Annotated in this window: 13 protein-coding genes and 1 tRNA gene; 13 read left to right on the top strand and 1 reads right to left on the bottom strand. The window is 55.6% G+C overall.

Going from position 1 to position 15,644, the window contains the following annotated elements; translation table 11 throughout:
* Window positions 1-33: 33 nt before the first annotated feature.
* Window positions 34-990 carry an L-lactate dehydrogenase gene (locus FZ041_RS12990; RefSeq protein WP_075445117.1) on the bottom strand — a complete coding sequence of 319 codons (957 nt, stop codon included), beginning with the start codon at window positions 988-990 and terminating at the stop codon, window positions 34-36.
* A gap of 360 nt (window positions 991-1,350) precedes the next feature.
* Between FZ041_RS12990 and mreB the strand changes: the two genes are divergently transcribed.
* The 13 genes from mreB (at window position 1,351) to FZ041_RS12925 (ending at window position 15,518) form a co-directional block, all read left to right on the top strand.
* Window positions 1,351-2,373 carry a rod shape-determining protein gene (gene mreB, locus FZ041_RS12985; RefSeq protein WP_075445115.1) on the top strand — a complete coding sequence of 341 codons (1,023 nt, stop codon included), beginning with the start codon at window positions 1,351-1,353 and terminating at the stop codon, window positions 2,371-2,373.
* A gap of 114 nt (window positions 2,374-2,487) precedes the next feature.
* Window positions 2,488-3,288, top strand: coding sequence for a flagellar hook-basal body protein (locus FZ041_RS12980; RefSeq protein WP_075445113.1), 801 nt, complete (start codon window positions 2,488-2,490; stop codon window positions 3,286-3,288).
* Window positions 3,289-3,381: 93 nt separating this feature from the next.
* Window positions 3,382-4,173 carry a flagellar basal-body rod protein FlgG gene (gene flgG, locus FZ041_RS12975; protein WP_075445111.1) on the top strand — a complete coding sequence of 264 codons (792 nt, stop codon included), beginning with the start codon at window positions 3,382-3,384 and terminating at the stop codon, window positions 4,171-4,173.
* Between the two features lie 5 nt (window positions 4,174-4,178).
* The gene (flgA, locus tag FZ041_RS12970) at window positions 4,179-4,931 is read left to right on the top strand and encodes a flagellar basal body P-ring formation chaperone FlgA (RefSeq protein ID WP_075445109.1); all 753 of its coding nucleotides are present in this window, start codon (window positions 4,179-4,181) and stop codon (window positions 4,929-4,931) included.
* 23 nt (window positions 4,932-4,954) lie between these two features.
* Window positions 4,955-5,548 (top strand): flagellar basal body L-ring protein FlgH, encoded by a 594-nt coding sequence (locus tag FZ041_RS12965; protein ID WP_149189879.1) that lies wholly within the window; start codon window positions 4,955-4,957, stop codon window positions 5,546-5,548.
* A gap of 26 nt (window positions 5,549-5,574) precedes the next feature.
* Window positions 5,575-6,687 carry a flagellar basal body P-ring protein FlgI gene (locus FZ041_RS12960; protein ID WP_149189874.1) on the top strand — a complete coding sequence of 371 codons (1,113 nt, stop codon included), beginning with the start codon at window positions 5,575-5,577 and terminating at the stop codon, window positions 6,685-6,687.
* A gap of 28 nt (window positions 6,688-6,715) precedes the next feature.
* A complete protein-coding gene (locus FZ041_RS12955) occupies window positions 6,716-7,156 on the top strand; it encodes a rod-binding protein (protein ID WP_149189873.1) in 441 nt (146 codons plus the stop codon).
* Between the two features lie 69 nt (window positions 7,157-7,225).
* Window positions 7,226-8,698 (top strand): phosphodiester glycosidase family protein, encoded by a 1,473-nt coding sequence (locus tag FZ041_RS12950; protein ID WP_149189872.1) that lies wholly within the window; start codon window positions 7,226-7,228, stop codon window positions 8,696-8,698.
* Between the two features lie 72 nt (window positions 8,699-8,770).
* Window positions 8,771-10,765, top strand: coding sequence for a SpoIVB peptidase S55 domain-containing protein (locus tag FZ041_RS12945; protein WP_255449418.1), 1,995 nt, complete (start codon window positions 8,771-8,773; stop codon window positions 10,763-10,765).
* 89 nt (window positions 10,766-10,854) lie between these two features.
* Window positions 10,855-12,120, top strand: coding sequence for a UDP-N-acetylglucosamine 1-carboxyvinyltransferase (murA, locus tag FZ041_RS12940; protein ID WP_075445096.1), 1,266 nt, complete (start codon window positions 10,855-10,857; stop codon window positions 12,118-12,120).
* 111 nt (window positions 12,121-12,231) lie between these two features.
* The gene (locus tag FZ041_RS12935; protein ID WP_149189871.1) at window positions 12,232-13,338 is read left to right on the top strand and encodes an NADH:flavin oxidoreductase; all 1,107 of its coding nucleotides are present in this window, start codon (window positions 12,232-12,234) and stop codon (window positions 13,336-13,338) included.
* 230 nt (window positions 13,339-13,568) lie between these two features.
* A complete protein-coding gene (locus FZ041_RS12930; RefSeq protein ID WP_149189877.1) occupies window positions 13,569-15,248 on the top strand; it encodes a carbon starvation CstA family protein in 1,680 nt (559 codons plus the stop codon).
* 193 nt (window positions 15,249-15,441) lie between these two features.
* Window positions 15,442-15,518, top strand: a tRNA-Arg gene (locus FZ041_RS12925).
* Window positions 15,519-15,644: the final 126 nt, after the last annotated feature.

Below are 15,644 nucleotides of genomic sequence, written 5' to 3'. Positions count from 1 at the left end.
TTTGTTTTTGCTTTATGCGTGATGCCGTGGCAATTATTTGATGCCAGCACCATCGAGAGCGCTGCGGACGCTCTGAGCAGCTTTGTGCATCTTCTCGAGCTCGTCGTCCGTGAGATGGATCTCGAAGGAACGCATGATACCATCAGCGCAGACCATACGCGGCAGGGAAAGAGCAACGTCTTTGATGCCATACTCGCCTTCGAGGACTGCAGAGCACGGAAGGATCGTGTGCTCATCGTACAGAACGGATTTGATGAAGCGGCAAGCTGCCATAGCGATACCCGTGTTCGTGAAGCCTTTGCGGTTGATGACGTCGTAAGCAACCTGTACGAGCTCCTGCTCGACTGCTTCGTGGCTGAGTTTCTCCGTTTTGTGGAAGTACTCGTCGAGATCGCCGATCGGGAAGCCAGCGCAGCCCGTCGTGGACCAAGCAACGAATGCAGCGTTGCCGTGCTCACCGAGAACATAACCGTTGATGTTCTTCGGATCAACCTGGTACTTGTCAGCCAGGATACGGCGGAAACGATACGTCTCGAGCATCGTACCAGTACCGAGGATGAGGTTGCGCGGGTAATCGAACTGGGTGGATACAACATAGGTAGCAACATCGAGCGGATTCGTGATCATGATGATCATAGCGGATTTCGTGCGTTTTACGATCTCGCCGAAGACGGACTGCATGATCTTAGCATTCGTGCCAGCCAGTTTCAGACGATCCGGCGTCTCACCCGGGCGGATGGACGGGCCAGCCGTGATGACGATGATGTTAGCATCTTTGCAGTCATCGTAGTCACCGAGGTGGAACTTGATGTTCGTGCTGTAAACGCAGGAAGTAGCATGGCTGGAGTCTTTAGCCTCGCCCCAAGCTTTGTCCTCGTTCAGGTCGATCAGAGCGACTTCCGTTGCGAGCTGGAAGTCAGCGATCTTGTTAGCAACGGCGGAGCCGACGTTGCTGGCACCGATGACGACGATTTTTCTTCTGTTGTTCATGTTGTAAAAACCCCCTGATTTTTTATGAAAGAATATTAATGTGAAAAATATCCCTAAGTCAAGCTAATCGTATCATTCTGTTTAGGCATTGTCAATGCGTGAGAAAAAGAAATAAAAGCGAAAGTTTTCTTAAAATTAGGCTAATTGTCGAAAATGACGTGAAAATGAATTAATTTATGAGAAATGCCGCAGAAAAAGCGGGCAGCTGTTGTATTTCGTGTTTTTTTATTATATATTATAAGATGTGATTTTTGGGGCAGGAAGAAAATTGCTCCATAAAGTTTTCAGCGTGATTTGTATAATAGATATCAGATTCGTACGCTGATATGGCTATAGATTTGGAAGGGGACCGCGAATAACATGTTTGGCATGTCTATGGATATTGGTATTGACTTGGGTACGGCAAACGTACTCGTTTATGTGAAGGGCAAGGGCATCGTGCTGCGCGAGCCGTCGGTTGTGGCGGTGGATCGCGACTCGAACCGCGTGCTGGCCATTGGCGAGGAAGCTCGCCAGATGATTGGCCGCACGCCGGGCAACATTGTGGCTATCCGTCCACTGCGCGAAGGTGTCATTGCTGACTACGACATCACGGAGAGCATGCTGCGCCATTTCATCGAGAAGGTTGTCGGCCGCAGCTTTGTCTTCCGTCCGCGTATCATGATCTGTATTCCGTCGGGTGTCACGATGGTCGAGCAGCGTGCCGTACAGGAGGCCGCTGAGCAGGCTGGTGCCCGTCATACGCAGCTCATTGAGGAACCGCTGGCCGCAGCTCTGGGTGCTGGCCTTGACATCGTCGAGCCCTGCGGCTCGATGGTCGTCGATATCGGTGGCGGCACGACGGATATCGCAGTCATTTCGCTGGGCGGCATCGTCAACAGCGCATCGCTGCGCATCGCTGGCGATAAGTTCGACGAGGATATCATCGCGTATGTCAAGCGTGAGTTCAATATCATGATCGGCGAACGCACGGCAGAGGATATCAAGATCCGTGTGGGTGCAGCTTTTGCTGATGCGCGCAATGAGATCATGGATATCCGTGGCCGTGACATGCTCTCTGGCCTGCCGAAGAATGTGGAGATCAATACGCGACAGGCGGCTGAGGCTATGCATCAGTCGGTCACGCGCATTGTCGATTGCGTCAAGAAGGTGCTCGAGGATACGCCGCCGGAATTGTCGGCGGATATCATGGACCGTGGCATCGTGCTGACGGGTGGCGGTGCCATGCTGTATGGACTGGATGAACTCATCCGCCGCGAGACGTATATCCCGACGGCACTGGCCGAAGATGCGCTTTCCTGCGTGGCTCTTGGCTGCGGCAAGGCCCTCGACACATTCTCGAAGTTCGATGGCAAGGCCATGAACCTCAAGACGGGCAAATAAATTTGATGAAAGGCGGAACCCTGGAAAGGAGTTTCGCTTTTTTTCGCGAAATAGAGATGTAGGAGAGTGTGGCTTTTCTTGGGAGAAAAGCCTGATATAAGGGAGTGAAGATACATGTGGCGTGGACTTTACACGGCAGGAGCCGGCATGATCACCGAGACCAAGCGTACGGACACGATCGCCAACAACCTGGCCAACGCCAATACGACGGGCTTCAAGCGCGATGATGCCATCAGCCGGGAGTTCGAACCGATGCTCATCAAGCGCATCAACGATGGCAAGAACCTCAATAATGTGACTTCGTTCAAGCAGTTCAGCGTGGGCGAAAGCATTCCTACGGTGGGTGTGCTCGGTCTGGGCTCGCGTATCGATGAGATTGCGACTGACCATACACAGGGTGGCTTCCAGACGACGGGCAATCCTCTTGATGTAGCGATTTCGGGTGATGGCTATTTCGCCATCCAGACGCCGCAGGGTGTCCGCTATACGCGTGATGGTAACTTCTACCGTTCGTCGCGCGGACAGCTGCAGACGGTCAGAGGGCAGGCTGTGCTCGGCACGAACAACCAGCCGATAACAATCCCCGGTGATGCAGCCAAGGTGACGATCGGCGCTAAGGGCGAGATCATGGCTGATGGCCAGCGGGTCGGACAGCTGCAGCTTACGAGCTTTGGCCCCGACCGCCGGGCTGTGCTCAAGCAGGGCGACAATCTCTACTACCCGCAGCAGGGCGCGCAGCCCCAGGCGGCGACGGGCGAGATCTATCAGGGGATGCTCGAGAATTCGAATACGAATGTTGTCTCTGAGATGGTCAACCTCATCAACAATTACCGTATCTATGAGGCGGGATCCAAGGCGGTAACGACGCAGGATACCCTGCTGGACAAATCGGTCAACGAGGTCGGCCGGGTCTGATTTAAGTAAATGACGGTTTTATCCGATAAACCATAAAGAGGAGAACAGGTACGCCTTTATATCTGTAATGGGACAAGGGAGGATTTTTATACCATGATGAGAGCACTTTGGTCGGCTGCATCCGGCATGAAGGGGCAGCAGACGAACATGGACGTCATCGCCCATAATATCGCGAATGTCAACACCTATGGCGGCAAGAAGGTCCGCGCGGAATTCCAGGATCTGGTCTATCAGACGATCCGTGATGCTGGAGCCCAGAGCGGTGCGGATTCGCAGTATCCGACGGGCATGCAGATTGGTCTTGGTACGCGCGTGGCAGCGACGAACCGCGTCTTCACGCAGGGATCGCTGCAGACGACGGACAATCCGACGGACATCGGTATCCAGGGCGAGGGCTTTTTCCGCATCACGCTGCCGGATGGTACAATTGGCTATACGCGTGATGGTTCGTTCAAGCTCGATTCCCAGCGCCGCATGGTAACGACTGACGGTTATCCGCTGGCCGACGATATCACGATCGATCAGACGGCGCCGAGCGACTCGATCGTCATCGCTGGCGATGGACAGGTTTCCTGCAAGCCAGCTGGCGGCGAGCAGACGAATGTCGGCCAGATCCGTCTGGCACGCTTTGTCAATCCGTCTGGCCTTACGGCGATCGGCAAGAACCTGTTCATCGTTTCTGAGGCTTCGGGTGAAGCCATCGAGGGCAACCCGGGCGAGGAAGGCGCCGGTACGTTGACGCAGGGTACCCTGGAAATGAGCAGCGTGCAGATTGTTGAGGAAATGGTCAACATGATTGTCTCGCAGCGCGCCTATGAATCCAACTCTAAGGCAGTCACCACCTCCGACTCCATGCTGGAGATTGCCAACGGGCTCAAGCGCTGATTTAAATGAAGAAGAACACGTTAGCCATTCTATGCTTGTTATGGAGTGGCTTCTTCTGTCTCTTTGCGTTCGCTTCGCTGCCCGCTGTGGCAGATGCCCAGGGGGTGGTGCAGCAGATGGTCCCTGCGGAGAAGTTTGCAGAGATTGCCCGGCAGAAGATAGAGAGCACGCTGGTCCAGACTGGCGAGATGCGGCGGCATGAATTGCAGCTTATACGAGCTCCGCAGATGATGGAGCTGCCAGCTGGCGAGGTCGTCTGTGAGGCGGAACTGCCACAGAAGCTCCGCTATGGCAATACGAATCCCGTACATTTGCGTGTGTTCCTGAATGGGGAATTCTATCGCCGTGTGGTCTGCTACTACCGTGTCAATGTCTACGACAAGGTGCTCGTGGCAGCGCATGACCTGCGCATCGACAAGCCAATCGCAGCCGCTGACCTGCGGCTGGAGGAGCGCAGCGTCGCTGGCGGGGCAGGCCGCTACCTCACCAAGCTGGAGGAGGTGCAGGGCCGGGTAGCTGCGCGCACCATCAAAGAGGGGACTGCAGTGGAGTCGGTAATGCTGCAGCAGCCAATTGTGATGGATGTGGGCACGCCCGTGACAATCCGCGTGAATTATCATGGCATCGAAGTGTCAGCTAATGGCATCGCCATGCAGCGCGGCCGCCTGGGCGCAAAAATCCGGGTGCGCAACGTGGCATCGGGGAAAGTCCTGCGCGGGACGGTAGTCGATGCTGCAACCGTTGAAATCGTGAATTGAAAGCAGGTGAACCTATGAAGAAAATGGGGAAACGATATAAGAAGTTGGCGGCAGTGCTGGCGGTGAGCCTGCTGGCGGCGAACCTTACGCTGCCGATGGCCTCTGCCCAGTCGCTGTGGTCAGATTCGTCCTATAATGTGTTTGCAGACCGCAAGGCGCGCAATGTCGGCGATATCCTGACAATCGTCATCAGTGAGACGACGAGCCTGTCGGCTACGCGCGGTAGTTCGAACAGCAAGAGCGGCAAGACGGACTTGTCTGCCGGTGTGGGCATCTTCGACTTCCTGAAGGCGGCTTCGGCCAGTGGGTCGGACTCGTTCAAGGCAAATGGCCAGGCTACTTCCAAAAACACGACCCGCGCCAATGTCACGGTCACGGTGGTCGACGTGCAGCCGAATGGCAATATGACTGTCGAGGGTACGCAGTCCATCTGGCAGAACCGCGACGAGCATAAGATCACGTTTCGCGGGGTCTGCCGCCAGGACGATGTGACGGCCAACAACACGATACCTTCGACGAAGATTGCCAATGCGACCGTGAAATTCGATGGCAAGGGCCCGCTCAATGCGAAGCAGCGGCAGGGCATCCTGACGCAGATTTTCAACTTCCTGTTCTAAGGATGACATGGAGGAAAGATAGACGTATGAAGAAATTACTGGCTTTGTTGATGGCGGGCGTGTTTGCGCTGAGTCTGATGCCGGGAACGGCTGCGGCTGAAAGCGCGGCGACCCGCATCAAGGATATCGCGAAGGTTCAGGGCGTGCGCTCGAACCAGCTCATGGGCTATGGCCTTGTCGTCGGCCTCAACGGTACGGGCGATGGCAATAAGTCGACGGAGACGATCCAGTCGATTGTCAATATGCTCAAGAGCTTTGGCGTGGTGATCGACCAGTCGACGCTCAAGGCGAAGAACGTTGCTGCGGTTGTCGTGACGGCTACTCTGCCGCCGTTTGTCCGCGAGGGTGATACGATCGATATCACGTCCTCGTCTATTGGCGATGCGAAGAGCATCCAGGGCGGTACGCTGCTGCAGACTCCGCTGCGGGCTGGCAATGGCACGGTCTATGCTGTCGCGCAGGGGCCGGTGTCGACAGGTGGCTTTGCGGCTGGCAACGGCGGCAATACGGCGACCAAGAATTTCCCGACGGTGGGGACGACACCGAATGGTGCGATTGTCGAGCGCAGTGTCGAAGATGAGATCGGCGGTTCTGGCCGCATCTCGCTGTCGCTGCGCGAGCCGGACTTCACGACGGCTGCACGCATTGCCAATGCCATCAATTCGCAGTATGGCAATGTCGCGCAGGCTTCGAATCCAGGGCGTATCGATATCACGATCCCCGCGTACTTCCGCAATAACGTGGTAGGCTTTGTCTCGACGATCGAGGAGCTACCGGTCATGCCGGACAATATCGCCAAGGTAGTCGTCAACGAGCGTACGGGTACCATTGTCATGGGCGGTGATGTGTCGGTGGACGAAATCGCCATCACACAGGGCGGCTTGTCCATCAAGGTGCAGAAGAACGCGAATGCGAACCAGCCGGATCCCTTCAGCTATGGTACGACGATCGTGACGCGCAATACGGATGTGGATGTGCAGGAAGACAAGGCCAGCACAATCGTGCTGCCTGCAACGGCGAATGTCAGTGACATCGTTGGCGCTCTCAATGCCGTTGGGGCAACGCCACGGGATACGATTTCGATCCTGCAGGCCATCAAGGCCGCTGGTGCTTTGCACGCAGAACTGCAGATCATGTGATGGATGATAGGATGAAGGAGGAGGCAGCATGCAGATTGCTCCTTTGACGGCCATGGGCATGAATTCTTCCATGGCACCGAATAATACGACGTATGATTCCGCGCAGACGGCGGCTGAGTCGGCCAAGTTTGCCGAGATGCTCCGCGATGTCCAGCGCAAGGCGGATACGGCAGCGCAGGCGGATCATGTCGTCAATGAGGCGGCTATGTCTCAGCGTGACAAGGAACTCAAGGAGGCCTGCAAGGGCTTTGAGGCGATGTTCCTGTCGATGATGTACAAGCAGATGCGCGCGACGGTTCCGGAAAACAAGCTGTTTGGCGAATCAAACGGCCAGAAAATTTTCATGGACATGCGCGATAATGAGTTGATGAAGACGGTGGCTGACTCCGGCGGCCTTGGTCTTGCGGATCTCATGTATCGTCAGTTGTCGCCGCAGGTCAATGGTCCGGCTGAGGGACAGAAAAAATAAACAACGTGAATAGGACGAGAAGCCTTCCCTTCACAGGAAGGCTTTTCTATTGGGAGGAAGGTATTTACAATGAATCATTTACGGCGGAAAATCACAGTGGCGTTGCTGGCTTCGGTATTCACCCTGCAGACGGCGGTGCTGGCCTCGGCAGCGGACTTGACTTCGGTGCGCTATCATAGCGGTGGCGAGCATGACCGCGTGGTATTTGATCTTTCGTCGGAGCCGTCCTATCAGATCAAGGCATCGGCTGATGGGCGGGAAATCACTATCGATATGGCGAACGTATCGGAGAAGGATTTCAAGCGCAAGCCCTTCCATAGCAGCCGCATCGAGTCGGTGAAGTATGTACTCAGCAAGGGCCACATGCTGGTCACCCTGCGGCTCAAGCCAGGACTTACTTATAAGGCTAACAAACTCAGCAACCCCGCGCGGGTATTCGTGGACATCTTGCCGAAGACGGCGAAGGCTTCGGCCAAGCCGTCAGGGACGGTGCGCCGTACGGGCTCGGAGGCTGAGGGCGATATCCTGCCGCTGGCTTTTGATGGCCTGTATACGGAGATGGCAGCACCGGGGCTGGCCAAGCGCAGCTATATCTATTGGGATGATGCGGGCAAAGTGTCGGCGTATTTCGTTGAGGCGGACAAAGACCTGTATACGGTGAAGCCGGTATTGGCTCGTGGCCATGTACCGGGACTGCAGTCGACCAGTGGCATATCGGATGCACAGAATGCTGTGGCGGCGGTGAATGCGACTTATTTTGCTGGTAATGGTGATATGATCGGCACGGTCAAGATCGATGGCCTGATGGCTGGCACGACGTATTATACGCGTTCGGCCATCGGTTTCCTGCCAGATGGCAGCTCGATATTCGGGACGGTTGCCTATGATGGCCAGGTGACGCTGGGGGATGTGACTCAGAGCATTTCGGGGGTCGATGCTGAGCGCGGTGTCGATAATCTGATCCTCTACAACAAATGGTATGGCAGCCGTACGCGTACGAATGAGTTCGGCCTGGAGTTCACTGTGCAGAATGGTCGGGTGACGAAGATCCAGACGGGCAATTCCGTGATACCGTCCAATGGGTATGTCGTTTCGGTCCATGGCAAGGCCATGGATGCATTTGCTGGCGTGCGCGTCGGTGACCGCGCGGTCATCGAGCAGGACTTGGGCGCGAAGTGGAACAAGGCTGTGGATATCATGGGCGCTGGCCCGCGTCTCGTCCAGAATGGTCGTGTCAATGTGACGGTAGCGGCTGAGCAATTCCCCTCGGACATCCGGTATGGACGGGCACCGCGCAGTGCGGTGGCCGTGCTCAAGAATGGCAATTACCTGTTTGGCGTCGTCGATGGCCGCCAGGCGGACAGCCATGGGCTGACGCTGACCGAGTGGGCACAGTTGCTCGTGAAGTTTGGTGCTCGCGATGCCATCAATCTCGATGGCGGCGGATCGAGTGATCTGGTTGTCGGCGGGCAGGTGCAGAATTCGCCTTCCGATGGACAGGAGCGCCGGGTCGGCAGTGCACTGATCCTGCAGAAAAAATGATGGGTACAACTGTCTTTCCGCGTATTGTATGCTATAATAGAAAAACAATGGATTTTTACGCATTAAGATGAGGTGACTGTTTTGCGTACATATATAAAGAAGATGTTGGTGTCGGGGCTGACGGCTCTGTTTTTGTCGGCTCAGGCTTTGCCCGTCTGGGCGATGGACCCGATCCTGGCGCATGACCAGATCCGGGAGGGCATGACGGGGACGGCGTATACGGTCATTGACAGTTCCGGTGAGCTGCGCGATTTCCAAGTGGATATCATCGGCCTGGTCGACAATGGCAAGGGCTCGCAGCCTATGATCATGGCGAAGGCTTCCGGGCCGGTCATCGAGCAGACAGGCGGCATCCTGCAGGGAATGAGCGGTAGTCCCGTCTATGTTGATGGCTATCTGATCGGTGCTGTGGCAGCGGGCATCAAGGAGATGACGCCCTACACGTTCTTCATCACGCCTATCGACGAGATGACACCGCTCTGGAAGATGCCGGACCGCAAGAACAAGACGCGCATCCATACCATCGATATCAAGAAGGCGGCAGAGAATGCAGCGAAGGCCAAGGCCGAGAAGGAAAAGAAACGCAAGGAGCGTGAGGCGAACGGCGCGAAGGACACTGTCTATGGCGATGAGCTCGTTTCCCGCGCCCGAGAAGCTGTTGCTGCCGACAAGAAGGCCGCAGCAGCAAAAGATGAAGAGGCGTCCGTAGAGGAGGCAGCAGCGGAGACGGCGTCTGACGAGACGAAAGCCGCTGATACGGCTAAGGCTGAGCCGAAGGATGTCATGTATTTTGCGGGCTTCAATCAGGCTGGCCTGGATTTCCTGCAGAAGCAGATCGATCCGCAGGGGACGATGGAGTTCCTGCCGATGGGCGCGCCGACCATGGCAGAGGCGCAGAAGACTGTCTACGATGCCTCCCTCGTTCCGGGCTCCGCTGTCGGCGTGGCCGTGGCTTATGGCGACTTTGCTGTCGGGGCCACGGGGACGGTGACGGCTGTGGACGGCAAGAAAATCCTGGCCTTTGGACACCCGTTCCTGCATCGCGGCAACGTCAACTACTTCATGACGGATGCGAAGGTGGTCGGTACGATCAGCGGCCAGAGCAACGGCATGAAGATTGCCAGTATCGGCAATATCATCGGCCGTGTCAATCAGGACCGTGCTACGGGAATTGCTGGCGTGCTCGGCAAATTCCCCACGGTGGTTCCTATCAAGGTCAAGGTAACTGATAAATCCTTGGGCCGCACGGCGGACTACAACGCCCGCATTGCTTACGATGAAGATTTCCTGCCGCAGCTCAGCGGCGGCATTGCCTATGCAGCCTTGAGCAAGACGGCCGATGATCTCAGCGCCGGTACTGCGGAGGTGGGGTTCACCATCCGCACGGATGCTGTTGCGAGCGGCAAGGTCGAGCGCAAGAACATGTTCTATAATGCCTCGGATGTCGGGCAGATCGCCATGGCTGAGCTCATGCAGGCCATGAATGTCATCAGCCAGAATAAGGAAAAGGAATCGGATATCATCGATGTCCAGGTCAATATCGATGTTGACAGCAACCGCAAGACGGCGTCGCTCATCTCGGCCATCCCGGACAAGAAAACCGTGAAGCCGGGGGAGACGGTCAACTTCACGACGACCATCAAGCCGTACCGCAAGGCCAAGGAAACCCTTGTCATTCCGTTCACGGTGCCGGAATCGCAGCCGAGCGGGCCGATGAATCTCGATATCCGTGGCGGCGGCCTCGTGCCGGCGACAGCTCTTATGCTTCTGCAGCAGTCGGGCGTTGATGTCGTCAGCGAAGAGGATTCCAAACAGACAACGGAGGATAAGCTCAAGAATCTGCAGGAAACGGGCCGCAACAATGAGGTCATCATCGCACCGAGCCAGGTGCAGAAGCCGGTGTCGGCCAGCGCTCAGCGCCGTGCCCTGCAGGCTATGCAGGCCAAGGGCCATAAAGTCGATCTGCTCGGCCTCCAGGGGAAGGAAAGCGCGGGCAAGACGAAATTTGCTACGAATTACATCATCGACAACGTCGTCCATTCGACGCTGACGATTGCGAGAAACTGACGGGAAGACTATTGTCATAAGGATGATATGATGATAAACTATGTGTTGATGCTTTCTGAAAGCACAACTATAGGAGGATAACGAACTTAATGGAAAAGTTGATTATACATGGGGGAAACCGGCTGGAGGGCCGGGTAAAGATCAGCGGCGCCAAGAATGCCGTCCTGCCAATCATCGCGGCGACGCTTCTGGGGCAGGATGCCCCGAGTCTACTGGATGAGGTGCCGGCACTCGAAGACGTTCATACCATTACCGAAGTATTGAAGAAGCTGGGTGTCAAGGCTGAGTTTGATGAGACAAAGCATCAGCTCAAGGTTGACAGCACGGTGATCGGCAGTTGTGAGGCTCCGTATGACCTCGTGCGCAAGATGCGTGCCTCGTTTCTGATCATGGGGCCGCTTTTGGCGCGCTGCGGCCAGGCCAAGATATCGCTGCCGGGCGGCTGCGCCATCGGCACGCGTCCGATTGACCTGCACCTCAAGGGATTCGAGGCGCTGGGCGCGGACATCAAGATTGGTCATGGTTTCATCGAAGCGACGGCGCCGGAGGGCCTCAAAGGCGCTAAGATCTATCTGGATTTTCCGAGCGTCGGTGCGACGGAGAATATCCTGATGGCGGCTTCAATGGCCGAAGGCCAGACAATCCTTGAGAATCCAGCACAGGAGCCGGAGATCGTCGATCTGGCGAACTATCTCAATGTGATGGGCGCGAAGATCCGTGGTGCTGGCACCAATGTCATCAAGATCGATGGCGTGCCGAAGCTCATGGGCCGCGATTATACGATCATCCCCGACCGTATCGAGGCTGGTACCTACATGGTTGCCGCTGCGATGACCAAGGGCGATGTCTACATCGAGAATGCGATCAGTGAACATCTGAAGCCGGTCATTGCCAAGCTCAAAGAGGCTGGCGTGACCATCGAAGAGGATGTCAATGGCATCCGCGTGGTCTGCAATAAGCGCACGAAGGCTGTTGATATCAAGACGATGCCATATCCGGGCTTCCCGACGGATATGCAGGCGCAGTTCATGGCTATGCTCGCAGTTTCTGAGGGGACAGGGCTCGTGACAGAGACGGTATTCGAGAACCGCTTCATGCATGTCGATGAGCTCAAGCGCATGGGTTCGAACATCAAGATCGATGGACGTACCTCGGTTGTCGAGGGGGTTGAGACACTCATGGGCTGTCAGGTCAAGGCGACGGACCTGCGTGCTGGTGCAGCTATGGTACTGGCAGGCCTCGTGGCTGAGGGCGAGACACAGGTAGGCTATATCCATCATATCGACCGCGGCTACGACAATCTGGTCGACAAGCTCGTGGGCCTGGGTGCGGATATCTGCCGTGTCGATCAATAACTTTTCCATGAAATCCGGTGTTGGGTGCTAGTCATCCAACACTCTTTTTATATTTGCGATAAAGTTATGAAAATAACGTGTGTATTATAGAACGCTTACAGGAGGTAGCTTATGAGTACCAGAATCGAAACACCACTGGAACTTCCCCATATCAGACTCAAGAATCGTGTGCTGCGGTCGGCAGTCCATAGTTTCCTGCCAAGCCAGGAGGGGTATATGACCGAGGCTGAATATGCGATGTATGAGCAGCTGGCAAAAAATGGTGTCGGTACGATCATCACGGGACATTGCTGCGTGGATGCGCTCGGCCGGGCGAACCATGAGCAGGTCAATATCTATGCGGATTGTTTTGCCGAGCAGTTCCGCCGCGCGGCGGCAAGCGTGCAGGCGGAAGGGGCGCGGTTCATCCCGCAGCTCTCACATGCAGGGCCGCGGGCAATCGACAACGACGATCTCGTCGATGTCGTCGCCCGGCCGTTGAAGAAGGGCCGGGAGGCGCGCGCGCTGACTATAGAGGAAATCCACCATATCGAGCAGTGTTTCATTGCCGCAGCAAAAAGGCTGCAGGCAGCTGGCGTTGATGGGGTACAGCTTCATGCGGCGCATTCATATCTGCTTTCAAGGTTTATCGATCCGACGTTCAACCAGCGTACCGATGCGTATGGCGGCAGCATTGCGGACCGCTTCCGCATCGTCGAGGAAATCGTCCGTGGCATCAAGGAGGCCTGTGGGGAGACTTTCCCGGTATTCATCAAGATCAATATCGATACGAAGCATGAAGATAAGGCGGCGTATCATGAGGATATGGTCTGGATACTCAAGCGCTGCCGGGAAATCGGTGTGGAGCTTGTCGAGCTGTCTGGCGTTGATTTCATCAATCAGCCAAAGACAGCGACGCTTTACTATCTGGAAGAAGCGGCAAGGCTCAAACAGCTTGTCCCTGAGCAGCCGCTGAGCCTCGTCGGTGGCGTGCGTTCGCTGGCTGACATGGAGGCCGTCCTGGCTGCTGGCATCGATGCGGTCTCGCTGGGGCGGGCCTTGATCGCTGAGCCGGATTTTGTCACCAAGTCATTGGCTGGAGCGGAAAAATCCATCTGTGTTTCGTGCAGCCGTTGTTTTGTCCTGCCCAACATGCACCCTGGCATCCGCTGCGTCTGGGCTTGGAAGGCGGAAAAGGCCCGTCAGAAAGAACGCCAAGCGCAAAAGTCTGCACAATAAAAACAAAAGTTGACAGTATTCAGAAGATTACTTCTTAATGTTTACAAGTTGACACATGATATTTCCAGTGTTAAGATACATTCCATAAGAAATGTCCAATCGCAATGGCGCGATGTACTCGATTTGTGGAGTTGTGTCTTACTGAAGATACAAATGTATCTCGCCTGCATCCTGCGATGTGGGCGGGATTTATTTTATTTGTGTATTCATTCGGGAAAGAAGGGCTTATGATGAATGGTTTGACATTGGTAGGGCTGGCCATCGTCGTATTTGCGGCAGCTTATGCCGGCTATGGACGGTGGCTTGTCAAGACCTGGGGAATCGACCCTCGGGCGAAAACTCCGGCGGTGGAATTTGAGGATGGGCAGGACTATGCACCTGCCTCGCGTTTCACGGTGTTCTCACACCAGTTCTCGTCAATCACGGGGGCAGGCCCTGTAACCGGCCCTATCATCGCAGCGATGTTCGGCTGGGCACCAGCGCTCTTGTGGCTGCTCATCGGCGGCGTATTCTTCGGTGCTGTGCAGGATTTCACGGCACTTTACGCCTCCGTCAAGAACAAAGGCAAGTCGATGGGCATGTTGATTGAGCAGTATGTCGGCAAGACGGGCCGCCGTCTGTTCCTGCTGTTCTGCTGGCTGTTCACCCTGCTCGTGCTGGCGGCATTTGCCGATATCCTCGCCAATACGTTCAGCGGCATGACGAAGGCAGGCACGCCGAACGTCCCAGGGGCGCAGGCCGCATCGATCTCGATGCTCTATATCTTCGTGGCTATGGGCTTTGGCTGGTACATCCGCCGCTTCAATCCGACGGGGGCCGTCAAATTCGTCGTTGCTGTTGTGCTGGTCATTGCTATGTTTGCAGTTGGCATGCAGTTCCCGCTTTACTTCGATGCCCAGACCTGGCGATATGTGACCTTTGGTTACTGCTTCATCGCTTCGGTGCTGCCGATGTGGCTGCTGATGGAGCCGCGTGATTATCTCTCGTCGTTCTTGCTGCTGGGCATGGTAGCCGGTGGTGTCATCGGTGTTGTTGTCGCCAATCCGTCCATCAATATGCCGGCCTTCGTTGGCTTTGAGGTCAATGGCCAGTCGCTGTTCCCCATCCTGTTCATCACGATTGCCTGCGGCGCAGTCTCCGGTTTCCACAGCCTCGTTTCTTCGGGGACCTCCTCAAAGGCCGTAGCCAATGAGACGGATATGCTGCCGGTCGGCTATGGCTCGATGCTCGTAGAGTCCCTGCTCGGTGTAGTTGCTTTGGTCATCGCCTGTGCTGCTGCCAGCAATGGCGTCCTGCCGAAGGGTACGCCGTTCCAGATCTTTGCAGGTTCCATCAGCAACTTCTTCCAGATGTTCGGCCTGCCGGCTGGCGTCTCAGCTTGTGTCATCACGATGTGTGTTTCGGCGCTGGCGATGACGACGATCGATTCCGTGGCCCGCATCGGTCGCATGTCGTTCCAGGAGCTCTTCACGCCGAGCGAAGGTGAAACGGCTGGCGCAGCAGCCAAGCTCTGCATGGATAAGTACTTCTCGACCATCATCACGCTGGTCCTGGCCTTTATCCTATGCCTGGCTGGCTATATGAATATCTGGCCGCTGTTCGGTGCAGCCAACCAGCTGCTCTCCGCGCTCGTGCTGATCTCGCTGGCTGTGTTCCTGCGTACGACAGGACGCCAGGGATGGATGCTCTATATACCGATGACGTTCATGTTCCTGGTCACGATGACCGCACTCGTCATGAGCGTGGCCGGTATCGTGACGAAACTCCAGGCGGGAAGCTTCGTATTCATGGTGGACGGTCTGCAGCTCGTACTGGCAGTGGCCCTGATGACGCTGGCGGTGCTGGTGGTCAAGCATTGTGGCAAGGAACTTGTCACGGGCAAGGCTGAGATAGCAGAAACGGAAGCATAAGATAGATTCGCTCATGTTGTAATTTTCCCTAAGACAAAGAATCCCTGGAGCGTTTGCGAGGCGCACCGGGGATTCTTGTGTTTGCGGCCTGGAAAGATGGACGGCAGATAATCTGCAATCTGTTGCGCTTTTATAGTCTGATGGTGGGATAGCTCTTGCATATATAGCATATGTTTGATAGAATTATATTGTTGCGGTTGTAGCTCAGATGGATAGAGCGTCCGCCTCCTAAGCGGCAGGTCGTGAGTTCGACTCTCACCAATCGCACCATAGCGGATATCACAGCTCCGGTTTTCAGGCCGGGGCTGTTTTTTTTCTTCATGTGCTTTTAATCAAGGCAGAAATGTAGTATAATATCAAAATCACGCGACTTTGCGTGCATAGACTCGTTGACAG

Source organism: Pseudoselenomonas caprae, assembly GCF_008271345.1.
Classification (GTDB): Bacteria; Bacillota; Negativicutes; order Selenomonadales; family Selenomonadaceae; genus Selenomonas_A; species Selenomonas_A caprae.
The sequence above is the reverse complement of the archived record's forward strand: the minus strand, read 5'-3'. Positions and strand labels throughout refer to the sequence as shown.